Origin of the sequence: Pseudomonas sp. TR47 (assembly GCF_044143025.1) — a bacterium.
Taxonomy (GTDB): domain Bacteria; phylum Pseudomonadota; class Gammaproteobacteria; order Pseudomonadales; family Pseudomonadaceae; genus Aquipseudomonas; species Aquipseudomonas putida_E.
In genome coordinates, this window is record NZ_JBHFCS010000033.1 from 17,451 (window position 1) to 39,323 (window position 21,873).

Here is a 21,873-nt window from a genome sequence, read left to right on the forward strand (position 1 = left end):
GAAATATGTTATGGGGCCGCACAGGCGGCCCCTTTTTTTCAAACCTTCAACACCAGCTTGCCAAAGTTTTCCCCGCTGAACAGCTTGAGCAGGGTTTCTGGGAATGTCTCAAGCCCCTCCACCACATCCTCCTTGCTCTTGACCTTGCCACTGGCCAGCCAGCCGGCGATTTCCTGCGCGGCCTTGCCATACTCCTTGGCGTGGTCCATCACCACGAACCCTTCCATGCGCGCACGGTTTACCAGCAGCGCCAGGTAGTTGGCCGGGCCTTTGACTGCTTCCTTGTTGTTGTACTGGCTGATCGCCCCGCAGATCACGATGCGGGCCTTAAAGTTGATGCGGGTGAGCACGGCGTCGAGGATCTCGCCACCGACGTTGTCGAAGTACACGTCAACGCCCTTGGGGCATTCGCGCTTCAGGCCGGCCAGCACGTCTTCGGCCTTGTAGTCGATGACGCCGTCGAACCCCAGTTCATCCTTGAGGTACTGGCATTTCTGCGCGCCGCCGGCAATGCCGACGACGCGGCAGCCTTTGATCTTGGCAATCTGGCCGACGATGCTGCCTACGGCGCCGGCAGCACCGGAGATGACCACGGTGTCACCCTCTTTTGGCTGGCCGACGTCGAGCAGGGCGAAGTAGGCGGTCATGCCGGTCATGCCCAGGGCTGACAGGTAGCGGGGCAGGGGGGCAAGGTTGGGGTCGATCTTGTGCATGCCCTGGGGTTCGCCGGTGAAGTAGTCCTGCACGCCGAGGGCGCCGCTGACATGGTCGCCGGGTTTGAAGTCGGGGTGGTTGGAGGCCACCACTTCGCCTACGCCCAGCGCGCGCATTACCTGGCCGAGTGCCACGGGCGGGATGTACGACTTGCCTTCATTCATCCAGCCGCGCATGGCTGGGTCCAGCGACAGGTACAGGTTGCGTACCTGGATCTGGCCTTCGCCGGGGGCATCGGCGGGCACTGTCTCGAAGGTGAAGTCGTCGCGGCGTACGGCGCCGGTCGGGCGTTTGGCCAGCAGGAAGCGGCGGTTGGTCTGGGTCATGGCGGGGTCCTTGTGGGCAGGAGCAGAAGGGTCAATTTAACGTGGTGATGACAATAGGTCTGCAAAATCACTGGTAGGCATGATAGCCCAACCGCTGGCTTGATGATGCTGCCCAGTGGGTTGGCAGGCTGACTAGACTCTGAGCGCAGAAGCCAGAGGCTGCTGCAACCATTTGTGGGAGCCGCGCTTGCCGGCGATGGGCTGTGAGCGGCCCCTTTGTTTCGGGTGTTGAGAAAGGCCTGCAGGCCGGGGCGAGCGCTGCGCGCTCGATCGCCGGCAAGCGCGGCTCCCACATTAAAAAATTGCGCTTTGTTGCACCCATGATTGGAGCATTCGATGAGCATGACCTTTTCCGGCCAGGTAGCACTGGTCACTGGCGGTGCGGCGGGTATCGGCCGGGCGACGGCTCTGGCGTTTGCCCGTGAGGGGCTCAAGGTGGTGGTGGCCGACCTTGATCCGGTCGGTGGTGAGGGCACCGTGGCGTTGATCAACGAGGCCGGTGGCCAGGCGTTGTTCGTGGCCTGTGACGTGACCCGTGACGCTGATGTGCGCCGGCTGCATGAGCAGGTCATTCAGGCCTACGGTCGCCTCGACTATGCCTACAACAATGCCGGTATCGAAATCGAGCAGGGCCGCCTGGCCGAGGGCAGCGAGGCGGAGTTCGACGCCATCATGGGCGTCAACGTCAAAGGGGTGTGGCTGTGCATGAAGTACCAGCTGCCGCTGTTGCTGGCCCAAGGCGGCGGGGCGATCGTCAATACTGCCTCAGTGGCAGGCTTGGGCGCGGCGCCGAAGATGAGCATCTACAGCGCGTCCAAGCACGCGGTGATCGGCCTGACCAAATCGGCGGCCATCGAATATGCCAAAAAGCGCATCCGGGTGAATGCGGTGTGCCCGGCGGTGATCGATACCGACATGTTCCGCCGCGCCTACGAGGCCGACCCGCGCAAGGCCGAGTTCGCCGCCGCAATGCACCCGGTCGGGCGCATCGGCAAGGTCGAGGAAATTGCCAGTGCGGTGTTGTACCTGTGCAGTGATGGGGCAGCGTTCACTACCGGGCACAGCCTTACGGTGGACGGTGGGGCCACGGCTATTTGAAAAGGGGCCCTGTGCCGACGGGACGATGGTACGGAGTTTGATTTCTCTGTGATAGGGTTGGGGCAAGAACTGGATCGTTGGTGACCGGTCTTACGATGAAGTCACTTCATCTAAGGACAGCAATGAAGCATTTAGTTTTGTTCTTGGCCATCGTGGCGATTGCAGGGTGCGCGGCAACTGCCAAGACCGAGATGAGAAAAGGCCGCAAGGGCTTGCATATCAATTGCTCGGGCCTCTCGTCATCGTGGGACAAGTGCTATAGCAAGGCGGCGCAGTCCTGTGGGGCCCGTGGTTACAAAGTTGTCGCCCGCTCGACCAGTGACGATGAGGAGGAAGGGGACTTCCTGTTCGGCATAAACCCTGCGGGTTATACCAGCCGTAGCATGATCGTCATCTGCAAATGATGCCTGGGCGGGTCATTTTCCGGTGGCGTGCCCACCGGCCCCGACCAGTTTGCGTATCAATGTCGCTCATGGGCAGGGTTCCCGCGCTCTGTTGTCTCTTTCGCATACGGGGCGACCTTCAGCAAGCTGATTACGACACGCTCATAGCTATTTGACACTATTGCGGCCTCAAGCCCTTGTGAGTTCAACGCAATCGTTGCCACGCTTGGCCTTTGCAAATCCTGAGAGCAAGGGGGCGGCGTATGGAGACGAGCAGGCAGGGTTTTCTGGCCAACCTGGGCATGGCCCGCAAGCTGGGCCTGGGCTTTGCCCTGGTATTGCTGCTGACCCTGGCGGTGGCAGCCATCGGCATTGCCGCGCTGTACAGTGTCGGCCAGCATTTCAGTGGCCTGCGCCAGCTGGGCCAGTTCAATACCGACCTGCTCAAGCTGCGCCAGCACGAACAGGCCTTTGCCCTGCGCTCCGATATCAAGGAGGCCGAGGCCTTGCGCAGCGGCCTGCACAACCTCAGCGAACGCGCCCGTAGCCTGCCTGCACTGGCAGCGGCCGAAGCGGACCTGGCGGCGTATGGCCAGGCCTTCGAAGCCTTTGTCGAAGCGGTGCAGGCCAAGGAGCTGGCGCTGGACATGGCCAGTTGGTCGGTCTCCAGCGTGGCCAACAACCTGGATGTACTGCAGGCCGGCCTGGCCGATGACGGCACCTACACGCTCAAGCAGTCACAAGGCCAGCAAGGCGGGGGGTTTTTGGAGCAGGCTGCGCAGGTGGCCCAAGTTTCCCGCTTGATGCTGCAGGCCATGGACGAGGCGCGCGTGCGCCTGGACCAGAGCCGCAAAGGCGAGGAGGGCGCAGCCGCAGGGCGCATCGCCCAGACAGTTGAGGCGGCAGGGCTGGTCGAGCAGCTCAAGGCGGCGGTCGGCGATGCGGGCTACCAGAGCGTGCTGGGCGAGGTGCAGGGGCATATCACCAGCTTCTCCGACAAACTCAACGAATACACCGACCTGCTCGGCAAAGAGCACGGTATCAAGGCGCAACTGCAGGCGCGTGCCGAGCAGGCTACGCAGCGGGTCGATCAGGCCTATGCGGCGGACGAGCAAGCGATGCAGGCTGAGCTGACGCGCAATGCCGTGGCCATTGCCCTGGCTACCGGCCTGGCGCTGCTGGTGGGCGTGCTGGCGGGGTGGTTGATCACGCGGGCGGTGGTCGGCCCGCTCAAACGGGTGATCGGCCGTGCCCAGCGTATCGCTGCCGGGGAGTTGAGCCTGGACGCGGAAGCTGCGCGCAACGATGAGGTGGGCCAGTTGATGCAGGCCATGCAGCAGATGGCTGCCGGGCTGTCGGGCATCGTCAGCGGCCTGCAGCAGGGTATCGAGCAACTGGCTGGCAGTGCCCAGGCGCTGTCAGCGGTAACCGAGCAGACCAACCGCGAAGTCGGTAGCCAGAAGGAAGAGACCGAGCAGGTGGCGACCGCCATGCAGCAGATGACCGCCACCGTGCACGATGTGGCGCGCAATGCCGAAGAGGCGGCACTGGCGGCCCAGGCCGCTGACGAGAAGGTCGATTCGGGCCAGGTGGTGGTGCGCCAGAGCATGCAGCGTATCGAGCAACTGGCGGCGGCGGCGGATGCGGCCAGCGCCGGTATCGACAGCCTGAGCGCCGAGATCCACACCATTGGCGATGTGCTGGAAGTGATCAAGAGCGTTGCCGAGCAGACCAACCTGTTGGCGCTCAATGCCGCCATCGAAGCGGCGCGGGCGGGCGAGCAGGGGCGTGGTTTTGCCGTGGTGGCCGATGAGGTGCGGGCGCTGGCCCGGCGTACCCGCCAGTCTACCGAGGAGATCGAGCGGTTGGTTGCCAGCCTGCGCGGCAATGCCCAGCAGTCGGTGGCGCAGATCCGTGGCAGTACCGACCTGGTGCGCCTGGCGGTGGCCGATGCGCTGCAAACCGAAAGCGCCCTGGGCAGTATTGCGGCGGCGGTGTCGTTGATTCAGCAGATGAACCAGCAGATTGCCGCGGCGGCAGAGCAGCAGAGTTCGGTGGCTGAAGAGATCAGCCGCAGTGTCACGCAGATTCGGGGCAGTGCCGACCAGGCGGCGCTGGCAATGCAGGGTAATGCGCAGTCAAGTATCGAGCTGGCGCAGTTGGGCAGTGACCTTAAGGGGATGGTGGGGCATTTTCGTTTGTGATCGTTTGTACCGGCCCCCACAGGAACCCCACTGATTTCAAGGCATGTGGTGTAACTGTAGGAGCCGGCTTGCCGGCGATGGTGCCGGTACGGCACCCCTTCGGTCAGGCCCTGCGCGGGTTGAGAATCAGCAGGGTCACCACCCCCGCCACAATCCCCCAGAATGCCGACCCGATCGAGAACAAGGTCAAGCCCGACGCCGTCACCATGAAGGTAATCAGCGCTGCCTCCCGCTCGCGCGCCTCGCTCATGGCCACCGTCAGGCCATTCATGATCGAGCCGAACAGCGCCAATGCCGCAATAGACAGCACCAGCTCCTTGGGCAGCGCAGCGAACAACGCCGCCAGCGTGGCGCCGAACACCCCGGCAATGCCGTAGAAAATCCCGCACCACACCGCCGCTGTATAGCGCTTGCTTGGGTCTTCATGGGCATGCGGCCCGGTGCAGATCGCTGCGCTGATGGCCGCCAGGTTGACGCCGTGCGAGCCGAACGGGGCCAGCAGCAGTGAGGCAAAGCCGGTGGTTGAGATCAATGGCGAAGCCGGTACCTGATAACCGTCGGCGCGCAACACGGCAACGCCCGGCATGTTTTGCGAGGTCATGGCCACCACGAACAGTGGAATGCCGATGCTGATGGTCGCGGCCAGCGAGAAGCTGGGCGTAGTCCACACCGGTGTGGCCACTTCCAGCCTGAAGCTGCTGAAGTCCAGCAAACCCAGTGCGCCGGACAGCGCTGTGCCCACCAGTAACGCCGCCAGCACGCAGTAGCGCGGCGACAGGCGTTTGACCAGCAGGTAACTGAAGAACATGCCCAGCACCAGCAGCGTGCGGTGTTGCGCCGCGACGAAGATTTCGCTGCCGATCTTGAACAGGATGCCGGCCAGCAATGCCGAGGCCAGTGATGCCGGGATGCGTTTGACCAGGCGTTCGAAGCTGCCGGTCAGGCCGCAGATGAGCACCAGCACGGCACAGGTGATGTAGGCACCGATCGCTTCGCCGTAGCTGACCCCGCCCAGGCTGGTGATCAACAGCGCAGCCCCGGGCGTCGACCAGGCCACGGTGATCGGCGTGCGGTAGCGCAGCGACAGGCCGATGCTGCAGACCGCCATGCCGATGGACAGGGCCCAGATCCACGACGAGATCTGCGCCGTGGAAAGGCCCGCAGCCTGGCCAGCCTGGAACATCAGCACCAGCGAGCTGGTGTAGCCGGTGAGCATGGCGATGAAACCGGCGACGACGGCCGACGTTGAGCTGTCTGCCAGGGGCCGCAGGCGTGCGGAGGTGGCATCGGTCATGGGGTAAGTCCTTGTCCATGTGTAAGCAGTTTTTTCAGACTAACGCGCGTCGGGTTGATCCTTGCCATACAGCGGGCATTGCTTTTAGCCGTACAGTCGCCAACTATTGGGCACGAATGCGCAACTGCATGGGAGGGAGGGGCGATGTACAAAGTCTATGGCGACTACCAGTCGGGCAACTGTTACAAGGTCAAGCTGATGCTAAGCCTGCTGGACCGCCCTTATGAATGGCATCCGGTGGATATCCTCAAGGGGGGGACCGAAACGCCGGAATTTCTGGCGATGAACCCCAATGGCAAGGTGCCGGTGCTAAAGCTTGAGGACGGCACCTGCCTGTGGGAGTCCAACGCCATTCTCAATTTCCTGGCCGATGGCAGCGAATACCTGCCCAGCGAGCCGCGTTTGCGTACCCAGGTGCTGCAGTGGCAGTTCTTCGAGCAGTACAGCCATGAGCCGTACATCGCCGTGGCGCGGTTCATCCAGTTTTACCTGGGTTTGCCTGACGAGCGCGTGGACGAATACCGCAAGCTGCACAAGGGCGGCTACAAGGCATTGAGGGTGATGGAGCGGCAGTTGCAGATGACGCCGTACCTGGTGGGCGAGCAATATTCGATTGCCGATGTGGCGTTGTATGCCTACACCCATGTGGCGCATCAGGGTGGGTTCGATCTGGCCGAGTACCCGGGTGTGCGAGCCTGGCTGGCCCGGGTGGCCGCGCATCCTCGGCATGTGCCGATGGTGGGCTGAGCAGGCCTCACAGGTTCCGTAGGAGCGGCCTTGTGTCGCGAAAGGGCTGCGCAGCAGCCCCAGGATATCGGTGGCGCCGCTGATATCCTGGAGCCGCTTTGCGGCCCTTCGCGACACAAGGCCGCTCCTACAAAGAGCCGCTTCAGATACTCGCGAAGCGTTTGTCCAGGTAGGCAATGATTGCCTTGGACTCATACATCCAGGTCACGTTGCCTTGCTCTTCGATGCGCAAGCACGGCACTTTTACCCGGCCGCCACCTTCGAGCAGCGCCTGGCGGTGCTCCGGGTCGTTCTTGGCATCGCGCAATGCCACTGGCACGTTGAGGCGGTGCAGGGTGCGGCGGGTTTTCACGCAGAACGGGCACGCATGGAACTGGTACAGCGCAAGGCCCTTGGCCTGCTGCTCGACATGCGCCTGGGCCGCGGCATCGCGCTTGCGCTTGGCCGGGCGGCTGATCAGGTCGCCGAACACGATGAGCTGGCCGAGGCCGACCCGCAAGGCTTTGACGATCATCTGCAACTCCTGAAAATAAAAAGCCGACCCACAGGGCCGGCTCGGGTCACGCACCGATCATTTGATCAGGCCGAGGAACTCCATGCGCGTGGCCGGGTTGTCGCGGAATTCACCGAGCATCACCGAGGTGAGCATGGTCGAGTTCTGCTTCTCCACACCGCGCATCATCATGCACATGTGCTTGGCTTCGATAACCACCGCCACACCCGCAGCGCCGGTCACCTGTTGCACGGCCTCGGCGATCTGGCGGCTGAGGTTTTCCTGGATCTGCAGGCGGCGGGCGAACATGTCGACGATCCGCGCGACCTTGGACAGGCCCAGTACCTTGCCCTTGGGCAGGTAGGCCACGTGCGCCTTGCCGATGAACGGCAGCATGTGGTGTTCGCACATCGAATACAGCTCGATGTCCCGGACCAGCACCATTTCGCTGTTGTCGGAGGTGAACAGCGCGCCGTTGGTCACTTCTTCCAGCGTCTGCTCGTAACCGCGGCAAAGGTATTTCATGGCCTTTGCAGCCCGCTTGGGCGTGTCGAGCAGGCCCTCACGGGAGACGTCCTCGCCGATCTGGCTGAGGATCTCGGTGTAGTTCTGTTCCAGGGACATGTATCTACCTGTGGGAAAAAATCGCAAAAACGAAGGTTACGGCGGCAAAGCCTGCGCTGCAAGCGCGGCGTTACTCGTCGCGGCCTTCCATCATGGTTCGTTTGAGCATTACGTACACGGCACCGGTACCGCCGTGGCGGGCCTGGCAGGAGGCGAAACCGAGCACCTGCGGGTGCTGGCGCAGCCAGGTGTTGACGTGGCTCTTGATCATTGGCCGCTTGCCATCCAGGCGTGCGGCCTTGCCGTGGGTCACGCGCACGCAGCGTACTTCCAGCTTGGTGGCCTCGGCAATGAAGGCCCACAGGGTTTCGCGGGCCTTCTCGACAGTCATGCCGTGCAGGTCGAGGCTGCCCTCGAAGGCGATCTGGCCGAGCTTGAGCTTGCGCAGCTGGGTTTCCTGCACGCCGTCGCGGCGCCACATCAACTCGTCTTCGGCACCCACGTCGATGACGAACTGGTCGGACAGGCCGTCGATCACCAACGTCTGGTCACTGCGCACGGTCGCCGCCTGGCGCAGGCCGGCCAGCTGCTTGCGGTCAGCCTTGGGTTTGCCGACCTCGGCACGGTCGTGCTTGATCGGCTTGACGCCGCGCACCTCGGCGCTGAACAGGGAAAAATCGTCGTCTTGCATGGTGCCTCCACGTGGGCGGCGTAGTTTACGCGATCAACCCTGTGGCGTCAGCAATGGCCCTGCCGCTGGCAGGGCCAGGGGCGCTTCAGCACAGCCTTCAGTCGTGCTTCTTCATCAGGTGCGGCGACATGTTCAGCTCCCGACCACGGCGCAGGCGAATGCGGCTGCGCCGCCAGAAGCGCACGCCCAGGTACAGGAGCACCAGCCCGACCACGCTCAGGGTAATCGAAAGCGGGCGGTTGGCATTGAGCTCGGCAAAGGCCGGGTAATTACCGAGCAGCCCGGCGACGCCGGCCATGGCCAGCAGCACACCGAACGTGGCCAGCAGCGCCGACAGGCCTGCGGCCAGGCGGGCGCCCCAGTTGCGTGGCTCGCGCTGGCGCAGGCGTTTGGCGTCGAAACTGCCTTTGAGCTTCATTCCGATTTCCTCTGTGGGCATCAGAAATTCGACCGGCAACCGGCCCCCGGGTTCCGCCCGGCTGCCGGGCGGTGGTCAGCTCGCCAGGCTCAGATCAGGCTGGCGGTGGGGGCGACGCAGGCGAAGTTGTCGGCCATCACGGCCATTTCGCACTCGTGAATCTGCGCAGCGGGAATCACGCGGTCTTTCAAGGCCAGGTCGCGGGTCGCCGAAGCGTCTTGCACCAGGGTGCAACGATAACCATAGTCCTTGGCCCGGCGTACGGTGGTGCTGACGCTGGAATGGCTCATGAAACCGCAGACGATCAGGTCCAGGTGCCCCAGCTCCTGCAGGGTTTCGTGCAGCTTGGTGTTCTTGAACGCGTTGGGCATGCGTTTTTCGATGATTATTTCACCGTCGTGTGGCTCCAGCCCCGGGATGAATTCACCGGCAGGGCCTTGCGGGTCGAAGCGACCGCCGACGGTACCGAGGTGGCGGACGTGGATGATCGGACGGCCGGCCTTGCGGGCGGCGTCGAGCAACCTGGCGATGTTGGCCACGGCCTCGTCCATGCCCGACAGCGCGAGCGGACCACTGAGGTACTCTTTTTGCGCATCGATGACGATCAGGCTGGCTTGGCTCAGCTTGGCCGGCGGGTAATCGCGGCCAGTGAGGCGGAACATCGTGGTTGGAACGGACATCAAGGGCTCCTTGGAAGGGCTTTTGTATACCTATTCTCCCTTGCCTTGGCGCCAATGGGAATGGTTGACATCGAAACCGGCGCAGTTACTGGCCTGTGGCTAGCCGCTGGGCGATCCGCAGGAACATTTGTGCGGTGCGGGCTGTTAGACTTTTGTCCAGATCTGAATAGGAGTACCCCGTGATCACATCTCGTCTGCGCACCTTGCGCGACCACATCCGCTGGGCGGTCAGCCGCTTCCACGAGCACGAGCTGTTTTTCGGCCACGGTGCCGACAATGCCTGGGATGAAGCCCGCCTGCTGGTGCTGGGCGCCGTGCACCTGCCGTGGGAAATCGCCGACAGCTACCTGGATTGCCAGCTCGAGGACGACGAGCGTGTACGCCTGCAGCACCTGCTCAAGCGCCGTATCGAAGACCGTGTACCCACTGCCTACCTGCTGGGTGAGGCGTGGTTCTGCGGCATGTCGTTCATCGTTGACGAGCGTGTGCTGGTACCGCGTTCGCCGATCGGTGAGCTGATCGAAAAACGCTTCGAGCCGTGGCTGGCCAACGAGCCTGCGCGCATTCTCGACCTGTGCACTGGCTCCGGTTGCATCGGTATCGTGGCGGCCGAGGTGTTCCCCGAGGCCGAGGTGGTATTGGCCGACCTGTCCTTCGAAGCGCTTGAAGTGGCCAACCAGAACATCGAACGCCATGGCCTGGACGAGCGGGTATTCACGGTACAGGGTGACGGCTTCGCGGGCCTGCCGGGGCAGCGCTTCGACCTGATCCTGTCCAACCCGCCGTATGTCGATGCCGAGGACTTCGGCGACATGCCGGCCGAGTATCACCATGAGCCGGAGATGGGCCTGGCCTGCGGCAACGATGGCCTGGACCTGGTGCGTCGCATGCTGGCCGAGGCGGCCGAGCACCTGACCGAGAAGGGCCTGCTGATTGTCGAGGTGGGCAATAGCCAGGTGCATGTCGAGGCGCTGTACCCGGAGGTCGACTTCGCCTGGCTGGACTTCGAGCGCGGTGGGCATGGGGTGTTCATGCTGACGGCGGAGCAGTGCCGGCAACATCAGGAGCTGTTCAAGGCCCGCGTTTGATCGGGGCTTGATGGGGTGGGGCATGCCTTGCGTTGCACGGTCTCAAAGCCGCTGTAACACCCATGGCATGCGCCCACTTGCTCTAGCGGGTGGCAATCCAGATCAACAACCCAGCCTGGAACACCGCAAACGCCACCAGGCAGGTAATGGTAAAGCGCAGCCCGCTGTCCTCGCGCTGGTACTTGGCCACCCGCTCATCGCGCTCGCGCAGTTGCGCCTCCTTCTCCAGAAGGTTCTGCTCGGCCTGCTGCAGCATCCCGGCCGCCTCGAGCATGGCCACCCGCTGCACCTTCTCACTGTTCCAGCCGCCTTTGAGCTGGCCCACCGTGGCTTCGACAGTACGGCCTTTGAGGTGCTGCCCGTCGGCGTACTCCACCTCGATGCCGGTCGCGCTCAGGAAGCGGTCACGGCGCAGGCGCGTGTCTTCGTTCAGGGCATCCTTGTTCGGCAGCGCCATGCCTTCGATGTGGTAGTGCGACCATTTGCGCTGCAGCCACTGCACGGCCTGGGCCAGCATGAAACGCCCCAGGCCGCGGTTCAGTGGCTCCAGCTGCAGGCCGCTGTCGCTGCCGATGCTCACCCGCCGCTCAAGGTGGTCAACCCGCACATCCAACTGGTTCTGCTCTTTGCGCACCTTCTGCCCGGGCAGGCGGATTTCCATGCGCAGCAGGCTGTGCGCCTTGTCGTGGCGCTCGGCATGGCCGAACTCGACGAAACGCAGCGGTCGCGCGCCGCTGTTGCGGTCGGTGGGCAGCGGCGCCAGGCGCAGCAACTGAAAGTGTTCTACTGCCAGGTCAGCCCAGGGCAGCACTGGGCTGTCCGGGGCTTGCGGCTCTTCGGCCGGCTCTACGGCGGCGGTGGCGTCGGTCATCAGGGCGTTCTCACATACAAGCCAATACCGAGCTTATCGGCCGTATCGCCCAGGACCTGAGGCCATTGTGCGGCGATCTCCTCAGGCTGAGGGCAACTGATGAATGAACGTCACCACCCGCTCACCCAGCTCACGGGCCAGCGGCAGTTCAGGGTTCAGGTAGCTGTCGCGCTGCTCGCTCATGGCCTTGGGGCTGATGCGCAGCATGTGGTTCATGCCGTCGATCAGTACCAGTTGGGCATCGGGTTTGGCCGCCTTCAGGCGCTGGGCATCGGCCACATCCACCTGCACGTCGTTGCGGCCCTGGATGATCAGCGCAGGCATCGGCAGGCGGGCGAAGGCCTTGGCCGGGTCCTGACGGAACAGTGAGATCAGGTAGGGCTGCACGCTGGGGCGGAATACCTGGCGCAGAGGGGCGGGGACATCCAGGCTGGTCTGCCCGGCCTGCAGGCGGTCGAGCAGGGCGCTGCTGCGGGCCAGTTGCGCGGGCGGCATGCGTTGCGCCAGTTGTTCGCGCAGCACATCGGCGATGGGCCGGCCGCTGCCGGCGAGGGTGATGACGGCGCTGGCGCCGGACTGCTCGGCGGCCAGGCTGGCAATCAGTGCCCCTTCGCTGTGGCCGACCAGTATCAGCGGGCCGAAGCGCGGGTCGGCCTTGAGCTTGCGGCTCCAGGCCACCACGTCGGCGACGTAGCGCTCGACACTGAGGTCGCGCTCATCGGGCGTGGCCGGCAGGCTGGCGGCCACGCCGCGCTTGTCGTAGCGCACGCTGGCAATGCGCTCATTGGCCAGCAGCAGCGCCAGGCGTTTGAGGTTGTCGATACGCCCCGAGGCCGGGTTGTTGCCATCGCGGTCGGTAGGGCCGGAGCCGGCGATGATCAACACCACAGGGGGCGGGGTGGCCTGTTGCGGCAACAGCAGGCTGCCATGCAGCACACCCTGGCCGGTGTCCAGGTCGATAGGGCGTTGCAGGACGGTGGGTGAGGCTGCCTGGGCAAGGCCGGTGCACAGCAGGAGGAAGAAAGCGACGAAGCGCGGCATCAGGCGGTACTACATGGGGAGATGAGCGTTTGACCCAATGTTCATGGGAAGGTTCTGCAGCCCCCCGGAGCGGGCAAGCATTCCTTGTGAAATTTTCCGTATACTGCTCCCCTCGTTCACTTCAGGCAGACTCGCGGAGCGTCCATGTCCGGCAATACCTACGGCAAGCTGTTCACTGTCACCACCGCTGGCGAAAGCCATGGCCCGGCGTTGGTCGCCATTGTCGATGGCTGCCCTCCGGGCCTGGAAATCTCCCTCGCCGACCTGCAGCACGACCTCGACCGGCGCAAGCCCGGCACCAGCCGGCACACCACCCAGCGCCAGGAACCGGACGAGGTGGAAATCCTCTCCGGTGTGTTCGAAGGCCGTACCACCGGCTGCTCGATCGGCCTGCTGATCCGCAACACCGACCAGAAGTCCAAGGACTACTCGGCGATCAAGGACCTGTTCCGCCCGGCCCACGCCGACTACACCTACCACCACAAGTACGGCATCCGCGACTACCGCGGCGGTGGCCGCAGCTCGGCCCGCGAAACCGCCATGCGCGTGGCGGCCGGCGCCATCGCCAAGAAGTACCTGGCCACCCAGGGCATCCAGGTGCGCGGCTACATGAGCCAGCTGGGGCCGATCGAAATCCCCTTCAAAACCTGGGATTCGGTGCAGGACAACGCCTTCTTCAGCCCCGACCCGGCCAAGGTGCCGGAGCTTGAGGCCTACATGGACCAGCTGCGCCGCGACCAGGACTCGGTCGGGGCGAAGATCACCGTGGTGGCCGAGGGCGTGATGCCAGGGTTGGGTGAGCCGATCTTCGACCGCCTGGACGCGGAGCTGGCCCATGCGCTGATGAGCATCAACGCGGTCAAGGGCGTTGAAATCGGTGCGGGTTTCGCCAGCATCGCCCAGCGCGGTACCGAGCACCGCGACGAGCTGACCCCCGAAGGCTTCCTCAGCAATAACGCGGGCGGGATCCTGGGCGGTATCAGCTCTGGCCAGCCGATCGTCGCCCACCTGGCGCTCAAGCCGACCTCCAGCATCACCGTGCCGGGCCGCTCCATCGACGTGGACGGCAACCCGGTCGACGTCATCACCAAGGGCCGTCATGACCCGTGCGTTGGCATTCGCGCCACGCCGATCGCCGAAGCGATGATGGCTATCGTGCTGATGGATCACCTGTTGCGTCACCGGGCGCAGAATGCCGAGGTGAAGGTCGCAACGCCGGTTCTGGGCCAGCTCTGATTCGTCAGTACCGGCCCTATCGCCGGCAAGCCGGCTCCCACACGGGCAGCATGGGCGCCGGCTTGAACCGGCTCCACAGGTGCAGTGTAGGAGCCGGCTTGCCGGCGATAGGGCCGGTACAGGCAATACCCCATTCTGGCTGAGCCCTGATGAATCCGATCCCCTACTGGCGACTGTCCAGCTTCTACCTTTTCTACTTCGCTCTGCTGGGTTCGACAGCCCCGTTCCTGGCCCTTTACTTCGACCACCTCGGCTTCCCCCCGGCGCGTATTGGCGAGCTGGTGGCCATCCCCATGCTGATGCGCTGCATCGCCCCCAACCTGTGGGGCTGGCTGGGTGACCGCAGCGGCCAGCGGCTGCTGATCGTGCGCCTAGGCGCGCTGTGTACCCTGGCCACCTTTTCGCTGATCTTCTTCGGCAAGAGCTACGCCTGGCTGGCGCTGGTAATGGCCCTGCACGCGTTCTTCTGGCATGCGGTACTGCCGCAGTTCGAGGTCATCACCCTGGCCCACCTGCACGGGCAGACGGCGCGCTACAGCCAGGTGCGCCTGTGGGGTTCGATCGGTTTCATCCTCACCGTGGTCGGCCTTGGGCGGTTGTTCGAATGGTTGAGCCTGGATATCTACCCGGTCGCCCTGGTGACCATCATGGCGGGCATCGTCGCGGCCAGCCTGTGGGTGCCCAATGCCCAGCCGGTGGAGCAGGGCGAGCGGCGCGACGCGGGCGGCTTCCTGCGCCAGTTGCGGGCGCCTGGGGTGGTTGCCTTCTACCTGTGCGTGGCCTTGATGCAGCTCAGCCACGGGCCTTACTACACCTTCCTCACGTTGCACCTGGAGCACCTGGGCTACAGCCGCGGCGCCATCGGCCTGCTGTGGGCGCTGGGGGTGGTGGCCGAAGTGCTGATCTTCATGGCCATGAGCCGCATCTTCACGCGCTTCAGCGTGCAGCAGGTGCTGCTGGCCAGCTTCCTGTTGGCCGCCCTGCGCTGGCTACTGCTGGGCAACCTGGCGGGCGAGCCGGGTGTGCTGATCTTCGCCCAGGTGCTGCACGCGGCCACGTTCGGCTGCTTCCATGCTGCCTCCATCGCGTTCGTCCAGGCCAGTTTCGGCGCCCGTCAGCAAGGGCAGGGCCAGGCATTGTATGCGGCGCTGTCGGGCACCGGCGGTGCGCTGGGGGCGTTGTATTCGGGCTACAGCTGGAAGCTGCTGGGCCCCACCTTCACCTTTGGTATGGCCAGCGCCGCAGCGCTCGCGGCAGCCGTTATAATTGCCACTCGTTTGAAATCGACCAGGACCTGCCGCTGATGAGCATCCTCTGTGTATTCCACCCGTCCAGCCCGGCCTTGCCGAACAAGGTACTGACCCACCACGACGACATCACCGCAACGCTGGCAGAGCAGGGCGTGCGTTTTCACCACGCTGCGCTGGCGCTGCGCATACGGCCGGGCAGCAGCCAGGATGAGGTCATGAGCGCCTGCCGCGAACACCTTGACCGGTTGATGACTGCCCAAGGCTGCGCAGCATTCAGTGTGCTCAACCGCGACGGTGCCGACCCGGCACAGGTCGACCTGCGTGATGAGCATGTGCATGACGTTGATGAAGTGTTTGCCGTGGTCACAGGTCGCGCCCAGGTCGGGCTTCGCCTGGGTGACTATGTGTATGCGCTGGTGTGTGAAAAAGGCGACCAGCTGGTGATCCCGGCAGGGTGCCGGCGCTGGGTGGAGCTGGGGGACAACCCGTTCTGCCTGGCGCTGCGACTCTATGCCAGTGAGCAGGGTATGCAGCCGCGCTTTACCGGGGATGATACGGCGCGTGCGTACGCTGGGATCGACGAGTTCTAGTGTCCGCTCCGGCCCCTCGCGGGCAAGCCTGAGCCTACAGGTACCCCGCCATCCCTAAGGGCAATGCAGTACCTGTGGGCGCAGGTTTACCCGCGAAAGGGCCGGTGCAGACAAAACTCAACGGTAGGTCGGCAGCGCGAAGCGTTGCTGGCTCTGCAGCATCGAGATCACCGGCAGTTCACTGGCTTGCTCGGCCAGGTCGCGGCGAATGGCGCTGATCGCCCAGGACAGCTGTTCGGCGCTGTGCAGTTGCCCGTAGGTCAGCACACGGCGGGTAACCCTGCCATCGGTGGCACGCAGCGTCAGCAGGATGCCGCCATCGGGGCGAGGCTGGGTGGTGACCTGGTAGGCCGAGAACACCGAGACGAACTTTTCCTGAATGAGGTCCATATCAACTCCTGACTGATTTGGTGGGCAGACGTGAGTTGATAGGTGCAGTGAACGTGCCAAAACTTGATTCTGATAAAAATCCTTTAATTTCAAGGCTTTGAGGTTGCTTCGGGGAGGGTGGTGCCGTGCAGGCTGCATGGTCGTGCATTTTGCACAGTGCATTTTGCACGAGCCGGCCGGTGGCTATCGGCGCTATAGATTCTGAACCTTTGACCTGCCGGGCTTGCCTGACAAACACTTGGGCAATCTTTTCTGCCAGGAGGTTCCAGATGTCTGAACAACAAGCACCCGCCGCCATGACCGATGACGAGACCGCGGCATTTGCCGAGCAGGTCTTCGAGTGTGCCCGCCAGGGGGATGCCACGATGCTCGAGCGTCTTCTGGCCAGTGGCTTGCCAGCCAATCTGCGCAACCACAAAGGCGACACGCTGCTGATGCTGGCCAGCTACCACGGCCACCATGATGCGGTCCGCGTATTGCTGAGCCAGGGTGCCGACCCGCTGGTTGCCAACGACAACGGCCAGCTTCCGATCGCGGGTGCGGCGTTCAAGGGTGACCTGGCGATGATCCGGCTGTTGCTGGAAAACGGCGTGCCGGTCGACGCTGCTGCGCAGGACGGGCGTACTGCACTGATGCTGGCGGCGATGTTCAACCGTGTAGAGATTCTCGACTACCTGCTGGCCCAAGGCGCCGACCCGGCACACCAGGATGCGCGCGGCGCCACCGCGCTGATGGCGGCGCACACCATGGGCGCAGCCGATACCGCAGCGCGCCTGCAGGCGCTGGCCGGCTAACTGCCTGGGGGCATTTGCGGCTATCCTTGGCGACTTTTCACCCGTCGCAGGCCCCCTTCATGAAAAACCAGTTGCTCGAATTCATCAGCCTCATCGGCGCCGGCTGCATGCGCGATGAAGACATCGAGCGCATCGCCGACGAGGCCGCGCAGGCCTACGCCGACCCCGCCGCCTTCCTCGCCGCCAACCCGGACATCAACTACGACGACAGCTTCCCGATCCCGCTGGGCGAGTGGGTGGTGCTTGGCAGCCTGCCGGACACCGTGGTGTTCCAGGCCGACAGCTATCAGGAGTTGTTCCAGCACATCAGCGATTCGTTCGACAAGAGCGTGCCGTTCACCCTCAAGCCCAAGCAGCTGGCGCGTACCGAGCCGTTGACGGCGCTCAACCGCATCCAGGTGCAGATGGCCGCGCTGAACAAAGAGGCCGGTGGTTATGTGCTGCTCAACTTCAGCCAGTTGCTCGATGATGAGTTGCAAGTGGTGATGGTTGGCCAGAACGACCTGGCGCGTGTGCTGGAGCTGGGTGCTGAACTGCGTATCAAGGTAGAGCCGGCCTTAGAGGCGCTCAAGGTGGCCGTTCACAGCTGAATCGGCTGTAGGAGCGGCCTTGTGTCGCGAAAGGGCCGCAAAGCGGCCCCAAGATTCAGCAGCGCAACACAAATTGCTGGGTCTGCTGCGCAGCCCCTTCGCGACACGAGGCCGCTCCTACCTGCAGCAAGGTGCAGATGGCCGCGCTGAACAAAGCCAGGTGGTAATGGCACTGAAAGCGCTCAAGGCAGCTCACACGCCTGTAGGAGCGGCCTTGTGTCGCGAAGGGCCGCAAAGCGGCCCCAAGATTCAGCAGCGCAACACAAATTGCTGGGTCTGCTGCGCAGCCCCTTCGCGACACGAGGCCGCTCCTACCTGCAGCAAGGTGCAGATGGCCGCGCTGAACAAAGCCAGGTGGTAATGGCACTGAAAGCGCTCAAGGCAGCTCACACGCCTGTAGGAGCGGCCTTGTGTCGCGAAGGGCCGCAAAGCGGCCCCAAGATTCAGCAGCGCAACACAAATTGCTGGGTCTGCTGCGCAGCCCTTTCGCGACACGAGGCCGCTCCTACCTGCAGCAAGGTGCAGATGGCCGCGCTGAACAAAGCCAGGTGGTAATGGCACTGAAAGCGCTCAAGGCAGCTCACACGCCTGTAGGAGCGGCCTTGTGTCGCGAAGGGCCGCAAAGCGGCCCCAAGATTCAGCAGCGCAACACAAATTGCTGGGTCTGCTGCGCAGCCCTTTCGCGACACGAGGCCGCTCCTACCTGCAGCAAGGGGCAGATGGCCGCGCTGAACAAAGCCAGGTGATAATGGCACTGAAAGCGCTCAAGGCAGCTCACACGCCTGTAGGAGCGGCCTTGTGTCGCGAAAGGGCCGCAAAGCGGCCCCAAGATTCAGCAGCGCAACACAAATTGCTGGGTCTGCTGCGCAGCCCCTTCGCGACACGAGGCCGCTCCTACAACAGCGGCGTCGGTAAGTCGTTTCAACCCAGCGCAGTATCCAGAAACATCATCACCGCAAACCCGCCCATCACCCCCAGCGTCGCTGCCGTCTGGTGCCCATTGCGGTGGGTTTCGGGTATTACCTCGTGGGACACCACGAACAGCATCGCCCCCGCCGCCAGCCCCATGCTGATGGGGTAGGCGAGGGCAAAGCCGGTGGAAATCCCCAACCCGATCACCGCGCCCAAGGGCTCCATCAGGCCCGAGCCAATCGCTACCAGCGCGGCCTTGAAGTTGGACAACCCGGTTGCGCGCAAGGCCAGCGCTACGGCCAGGCCTTCGGGTATGTCCTGAATGGCGATGGCGCTGGTCAGCGGCAGGCCTACATTCATGTCGCCATTGGCAAAGCTCACGCCAATGGCCATGCCCTCGGGCAGGTTGTGCAGGGTGATCGCCAGCACGAACAGCCACACCCGGCTGATGCGCTCGGCATCGGGGCCGCAGGGGCCTGTGCTTTCGTGTTCGTGCGGGGTGAAGCGGTCGAGCCCGAGCATCAGCAGCACACCCAGGCCCATGCCCAGCACCACGGTAAAGGCGGCGGCCGGGCCGTTGCCGGTAATTTCGCGGGCAGCCTCAAGGCCCGGCAATATCAACGAAAACGAGCTGGCAGCCAGCATCATGCCGGCCGCAAAACCGAGCATCACGTCCTGGCTGCGTGCGCTGACATCGCGCAGCACCACGGCCAGTACCGCGCCCAGGGCCGTGGCGCCGAAGCCGGACAGGCCACCGAGCAGCGCCAGGTGCAGGCTGTCGGCATGCTCGCCGTTGACGGCGTTCCAGAAACTCGCCGCCAGCAGCACGATGACCGCCAGCAGGCTCACGCCCAGCCCCGCGCTGAGCCACGGGGTATTGACTGCCTGCTGGCGCCAGGCACTCAACAACGAGGGCGAGGCGGGGGTTTGAGTCTGGGCTGGGGGCATGCGAACCTCGGATCTGTGAATGCTTGCAGTCTACCCAGTGACCAGCAGGGCAGGCCAAGGATTCCCTTCTATCGACCTGATAGCTGATTATGCTCAGCCACACTGACTGTCAACGGGGGGGTTGCCATGGGTTCGACGTTCAACGGGCTGGTTGGCCTGATCATTCTGGCGCTGGATATCTGGGCAATCCTCAATGTGATCAAGAGCGGCCGGGAGGTGGGGGTCAAGGTGCTGTGGATACTGCTGATCGCCTTGCTGCCGGTGATCGGCCTGGTGATCTGGGCCATTGCCGGTCCCAGGGGCAATGTGCGGCTTGGATAGGGGCATTTTGCTGGCGCAGACAAAACCAGCAACAGCCCCGTGACAAAATTTTCACATTGGTTTAAACAGAATCCGCACCCGCACAATGCTGCGTTGGTCTAGCGCCGGCGCCATCCCGCAAACACGCAATCCTAGGACCTTCCCATTCATGGCTAACACGGATGCCTTGAAGCAACAGGGCGCGCGAGCCTTCTCGCCGACCTTGAAATCGCACTTGGCCTATACGCTGCTCAGTGCCCTGGTGATCATGCTGATGCTCAGCCTGGTGCGCCTCGCGCTGCTGGTCTACAACAGTGACATGATCGGCGACACCCCTTATTCCACCGTTGCCGAAGGCTTGTTCAACGGTTTGCGCTTCGACCTGCGCGTGGTGGTGTACCTGAGCATCCCGTTGCTGCTGGCAACGCTGAGCCCATGGGCCATGGCCCGGCGTGGCCTGTTCCGCTTCTGGCTGACCATCACCGCTAGCGTGGTGATGTTCCTCGGCCTGATGGAGCTGGACTTCTACCGCGAGTTCCACCAGCGCCTCAACGGCCTGGTCTTCCAGTACATCAAGGAAGACCCGAAGACCGTGATGAGCATGCTCTGGTACGGCTTCCCGGTGGTCCGCTACCTGCTGGCCTGGCTGTTCGGCACCTGGCTGCTGAGCCTGCTATTCAAGGGCATCGACCGCCTGACCCGTGGTGTGGGTGGCAGTGGCGTTACCGTGCAGCGCAGTGTTGCGCCGTGGTACCACCGCCTGGCCGTGTTCATGGTGATCCTGCTGGTGGCTGTGGTTGCCGCCCGTGGCACCCTGCGCCAGGGCCCGCCCATGCGCTGGGGCGATGCCTTCACCACTGATTCCAACTTCGTCAACCAGTTGGGCCTCAACGGTACCCTGACGCTGATCGACGCTGCCAAGAGCCGTTTCGGCGAGGACCGTGCCAACATCTGGAAGCCGGTGCTGGAGCAGAACCTGGCCACGCAGACCGTGCGTGAACATCTCCTGACCCCTTACGACACGCTGGTCGATGCCGATGAGGCCGCCGTGCGCCGTGACTTCGTGCCGCCGGCCGAAGGTACCTTGCCGGTCAAGAACGTCGTGGTGATCCTCATGGAGAGCTTCGCCGGCCATTCGGTAGGCGCCCTGGGCAGCCCGAACAACATCACCCCGTACTTCGACAAGCTGGCCAAGGAGGGGCTGTTGTTCGACCGCTTCTTCTCCAACGGTACCCATACCCACCAGGGCATGTTCGCCACCATGGCCTGCTTCCCCAACCTGCCGGGCTTCGAATACCTGATGCAGACCCCGGAAGGCGGCCACAAGCTGTCGGGCTTGCCGGCGCTGCTGAGCGCCCGTGACTACGACGACGTGTACGTCTACAACGGTGATTTCGCCTGGGACAACCAGTCCGGTTTCTTCGGCAACCAGGGCATGACCACCTTCATCGGCCGCAACGACTTCGTCGACCCGGTGTTCTCCGACCCGACCTGGGGCGTGTCCGACCAGGACATGTTCGACCGTGGCAACGAGGAGCTGGCCAAGCACGATGGCAAGAAGCCGATCTACGCGCTGCTGCAGACGCTGTCCAACCACACCCCGTATGCCTTGCCCAAGGACCTGCCGGTCGAGAAGGTCACAGGCCAGGGCCGCCTGGACGAGCACCTGACCGCCATGCGCTACTCCGACTGGGCGCTGGGCCAGTTCTTCGAGAAGGCGCGCAAGGAGCCGTACTTCAAGGACACCCTGTTCGTCATCGTTGGCGACCATGGTTTTGGCAACCACCAGCAGGTCACCGAACTGGACCTGGGCCGCTTCAACGTGCCGCTGCTGCTGATCGCGCCGGGCATCCAGGAGAAGTTCGGTGCGCTCAACCACACCGTGGGCACCCAGGTCGACATCGTGCCGACCATCATGGGCCGCCTGGGTGGCCAGGCACGGCACCAGTGCTGGGGCCGCGACCTGCTCAACCTGCCTGAGGGCGACCAGGGCATCGGTATGATCAAGCCGTCGGGCAGCGAGCAGATCGTTGGCCTGGTGCAGGGTGACCGCATCCTCATCGAGTCCAAGGACATGACCCCGCGCCTGTACCGCTACCAGCTGGGCAGCGAGTTCAAGGCCGAGCTGATCGAAAGCCCCGACCAGCCGCAAATGCTCAAGCAGCTTGAAGCGTATATCCAGACCGCGACCAAGAGCCTGCTCGACAACACGGCCGGTGTGGTGCACGGTACACCGAAGTAACTGGCAAAC

At 63.7% G+C, this 21,873-nt stretch carries 23 protein-coding genes and 1 pseudogene; 13 read left to right on the top strand and 11 right to left on the bottom strand.

The features are described 5' to 3' along the window. Positions 1–38: 38 nt before the first annotated feature. A complete protein-coding gene (locus ACEWE8_RS24010) occupies positions 39–1,040 on the bottom strand; it encodes an NADP-dependent oxidoreductase (protein WP_046786627.1) in 1,002 nt (333 codons plus the stop codon). Between the two features lie 336 nt (positions 1,041–1,376). Here ACEWE8_RS24010 and ACEWE8_RS24015 point away from each other — a divergent pair, with 336 nt between their 5' ends. The 4 genes and pseudogenes from ACEWE8_RS24015 (at position 1,377) to ACEWE8_RS24030 (ending at position 4,725) form a co-directional block, all read left to right on the top strand. Beyond that, positions 1,377–2,138, top strand: coding sequence for an SDR family oxidoreductase (locus ACEWE8_RS24015; protein WP_046786626.1), 762 nt, complete (start codon positions 1,377–1,379; stop codon positions 2,136–2,138). A 122-nt stretch (positions 2,139–2,260) separates the two neighbouring features. Continuing rightward, positions 2,261–2,542, top strand: coding sequence for a hypothetical protein (locus ACEWE8_RS24020; RefSeq protein ID WP_012313338.1), 282 nt, complete (start codon positions 2,261–2,263; stop codon positions 2,540–2,542). Positions 2,543–3,639: 1,097 nt separating this feature from the next. Then, positions 3,640–3,864: pseudogene (locus tag ACEWE8_RS24025) on the top strand (HAMP domain-containing protein); the annotation flags it as partial. Next, positions 3,862–4,725 carry a methyl-accepting chemotaxis protein gene (locus ACEWE8_RS24030; protein ID WP_371928088.1) on the top strand — a complete coding sequence of 288 codons (864 nt, stop codon included), beginning with the start codon at positions 3,862–3,864 and terminating at the stop codon, positions 4,723–4,725. The pseudogene ACEWE8_RS24025 and the gene ACEWE8_RS24030, both read left to right, overlap by 3 nt. A 103-nt stretch (positions 4,726–4,828) precedes the next feature. Here ACEWE8_RS24030 and ACEWE8_RS24035 read toward each other — a convergent pair whose 3' ends face one another. Continuing rightward, a complete protein-coding gene (locus tag ACEWE8_RS24035) occupies positions 4,829–6,019 on the bottom strand; it encodes a benzoate/H(+) symporter BenE family transporter (RefSeq protein ID WP_046786624.1) in 1,191 nt (396 codons plus the stop codon). A gap of 144 nt (positions 6,020–6,163) precedes the next feature. Here ACEWE8_RS24035 and ACEWE8_RS24040 point away from each other — a divergent pair, with 144 nt between their 5' ends. Further along, positions 6,164–6,766 (top strand): glutathione S-transferase family protein, encoded by a 603-nt coding sequence (locus ACEWE8_RS24040; protein WP_046786623.1) that lies wholly within the window; start codon positions 6,164–6,166, stop codon positions 6,764–6,766. A gap of 142 nt (positions 6,767–6,908) precedes the next feature. On the opposite strand, the gene ACEWE8_RS24045 is transcribed toward ACEWE8_RS24040, so the two are convergent. The 5 genes from ACEWE8_RS24045 to ACEWE8_RS24065 all read right to left on the bottom strand — a co-directional run bounded on the left by ACEWE8_RS24045 (position 6,909) and on the right by ACEWE8_RS24065 (position 9,612). Next, entirely contained in the window at positions 6,909–7,280 is a 372-nt protein-coding gene (locus ACEWE8_RS24045) for a glutaredoxin (RefSeq protein ID WP_012313342.1), read from the bottom strand. A gap of 57 nt (positions 7,281–7,337) precedes the next feature. Then, positions 7,338–7,883: a GTP cyclohydrolase I FolE gene (gene folE / locus ACEWE8_RS24050; protein WP_012313343.1), complete on the bottom strand. Its 546-nt coding sequence runs from the start codon at positions 7,881–7,883 to the stop codon at positions 7,338–7,340. 70 nt (positions 7,884–7,953) lie between these two features. Then, the gene (locus tag ACEWE8_RS24055; protein ID WP_046786622.1) at positions 7,954–8,514 is read right to left on the bottom strand and encodes a Smr/MutS family protein; all 561 of its coding nucleotides are present in this window, start codon (positions 8,512–8,514) and stop codon (positions 7,954–7,956) included. 97 nt (positions 8,515–8,611) lie between these two features. Next, a complete protein-coding gene (locus ACEWE8_RS24060; RefSeq protein ID WP_046786621.1) occupies positions 8,612–8,932 on the bottom strand; it encodes a hypothetical protein in 321 nt (106 codons plus the stop codon). 89 nt (positions 8,933–9,021) lie between these two features. Further along, positions 9,022–9,612, bottom strand: a complete 591-nt coding sequence (locus ACEWE8_RS24065) for a cysteine hydrolase family protein (RefSeq protein ID WP_046786620.1) — start codon at positions 9,610–9,612, stop codon at positions 9,022–9,024. Between the two features lie 179 nt (positions 9,613–9,791). On the opposite strand from ACEWE8_RS24065, the gene prmB reads away from it, so the two are divergent. Further along, the gene (gene prmB / locus ACEWE8_RS24070; protein ID WP_046786619.1) at positions 9,792–10,700 is read left to right on the top strand and encodes a 50S ribosomal protein L3 N(5)-glutamine methyltransferase; all 909 of its coding nucleotides are present in this window, start codon (positions 9,792–9,794) and stop codon (positions 10,698–10,700) included. 82 nt (positions 10,701–10,782) lie between these two features. On the opposite strand, the gene ACEWE8_RS24075 is transcribed toward prmB, so the two are convergent. Further along, on the bottom strand, positions 10,783–11,571 hold the full coding sequence (locus ACEWE8_RS24075) for a hypothetical protein (protein WP_046786618.1): 789 nt from the start codon (positions 11,569–11,571) through the stop codon (positions 10,783–10,785). Between the two features lie 81 nt (positions 11,572–11,652). After that, complete coding sequence (locus ACEWE8_RS24080) at positions 11,653–12,615, bottom strand: alpha/beta hydrolase (RefSeq protein WP_046786617.1); 963 nt, start codon at positions 12,613–12,615, stop codon at positions 11,653–11,655. Between the two features lie 141 nt (positions 12,616–12,756). Between ACEWE8_RS24080 and aroC the strand changes: the two genes are divergently transcribed. From aroC to ACEWE8_RS24095, 3 genes are all read left to right on the top strand, one after another. Next, on the top strand, positions 12,757–13,848 hold the full coding sequence (aroC, locus tag ACEWE8_RS24085; protein ID WP_046786616.1) for a chorismate synthase: 1,092 nt from the start codon (positions 12,757–12,759) through the stop codon (positions 13,846–13,848). Between the two features lie 149 nt (positions 13,849–13,997). Next, positions 13,998–15,152 carry an MFS transporter gene (locus ACEWE8_RS24090; protein WP_046786615.1) on the top strand — a complete coding sequence of 385 codons (1,155 nt, stop codon included), beginning with the start codon at positions 13,998–14,000 and terminating at the stop codon, positions 15,150–15,152. Beyond that, positions 15,152–15,688 carry an oxidase gene (locus ACEWE8_RS24095; protein WP_046786614.1) on the top strand — a complete coding sequence of 179 codons (537 nt, stop codon included), beginning with the start codon at positions 15,152–15,154 and terminating at the stop codon, positions 15,686–15,688. Before ACEWE8_RS24090 ends, ACEWE8_RS24095 begins: the two co-directional genes overlap by 1 nt. 117 nt (positions 15,689–15,805) lie before the next feature. On the opposite strand, the gene ACEWE8_RS24100 is transcribed toward ACEWE8_RS24095, so the two are convergent. Next, positions 15,806–16,078, bottom strand: coding sequence for a DUF3509 domain-containing protein (locus ACEWE8_RS24100; RefSeq protein ID WP_012313353.1), 273 nt, complete (start codon positions 16,076–16,078; stop codon positions 15,806–15,808). A gap of 269 nt (positions 16,079–16,347) precedes the next feature. On the opposite strand from ACEWE8_RS24100, the gene ACEWE8_RS24105 reads away from it, so the two are divergent. Continuing rightward, positions 16,348–16,872 (top strand): ankyrin repeat domain-containing protein, encoded by a 525-nt coding sequence (locus tag ACEWE8_RS24105; RefSeq protein WP_046786613.1) that lies wholly within the window; start codon positions 16,348–16,350, stop codon positions 16,870–16,872. A 59-nt stretch (positions 16,873–16,931) separates the two neighbouring features. Beyond that, positions 16,932–17,462 carry a hypothetical protein gene (locus tag ACEWE8_RS24110; RefSeq protein ID WP_012313355.1) on the top strand — a complete coding sequence of 177 codons (531 nt, stop codon included), beginning with the start codon at positions 16,932–16,934 and terminating at the stop codon, positions 17,460–17,462. 921 nt (positions 17,463–18,383) lie between these two features. Here the strand turns inward: ACEWE8_RS24110 and ACEWE8_RS24115 are convergent. Beyond that, positions 18,384–19,322: a ZIP family metal transporter gene (locus ACEWE8_RS24115; protein ID WP_046786612.1), complete on the bottom strand. Its 939-nt coding sequence runs from the start codon at positions 19,320–19,322 to the stop codon at positions 18,384–18,386. Positions 19,323–19,448: 126 nt separating this feature from the next. Here ACEWE8_RS24115 and ACEWE8_RS24120 point away from each other — a divergent pair, with 126 nt between their 5' ends. Together ACEWE8_RS24120 and ACEWE8_RS24125 are read left to right on the top strand one after the other, a co-directional pair. Next, the gene (locus ACEWE8_RS24120) at positions 19,449–19,643 is read left to right on the top strand and encodes a PLDc N-terminal domain-containing protein (protein WP_039604611.1); all 195 of its coding nucleotides are present in this window, start codon (positions 19,449–19,451) and stop codon (positions 19,641–19,643) included. Between the two features lie 148 nt (positions 19,644–19,791). Next, positions 19,792–21,864 carry an LTA synthase family protein gene (locus ACEWE8_RS24125; protein WP_125924364.1) on the top strand — a complete coding sequence of 691 codons (2,073 nt, stop codon included), beginning with the start codon at positions 19,792–19,794 and terminating at the stop codon, positions 21,862–21,864. Positions 21,865–21,873: the final 9 nt, after the last annotated feature.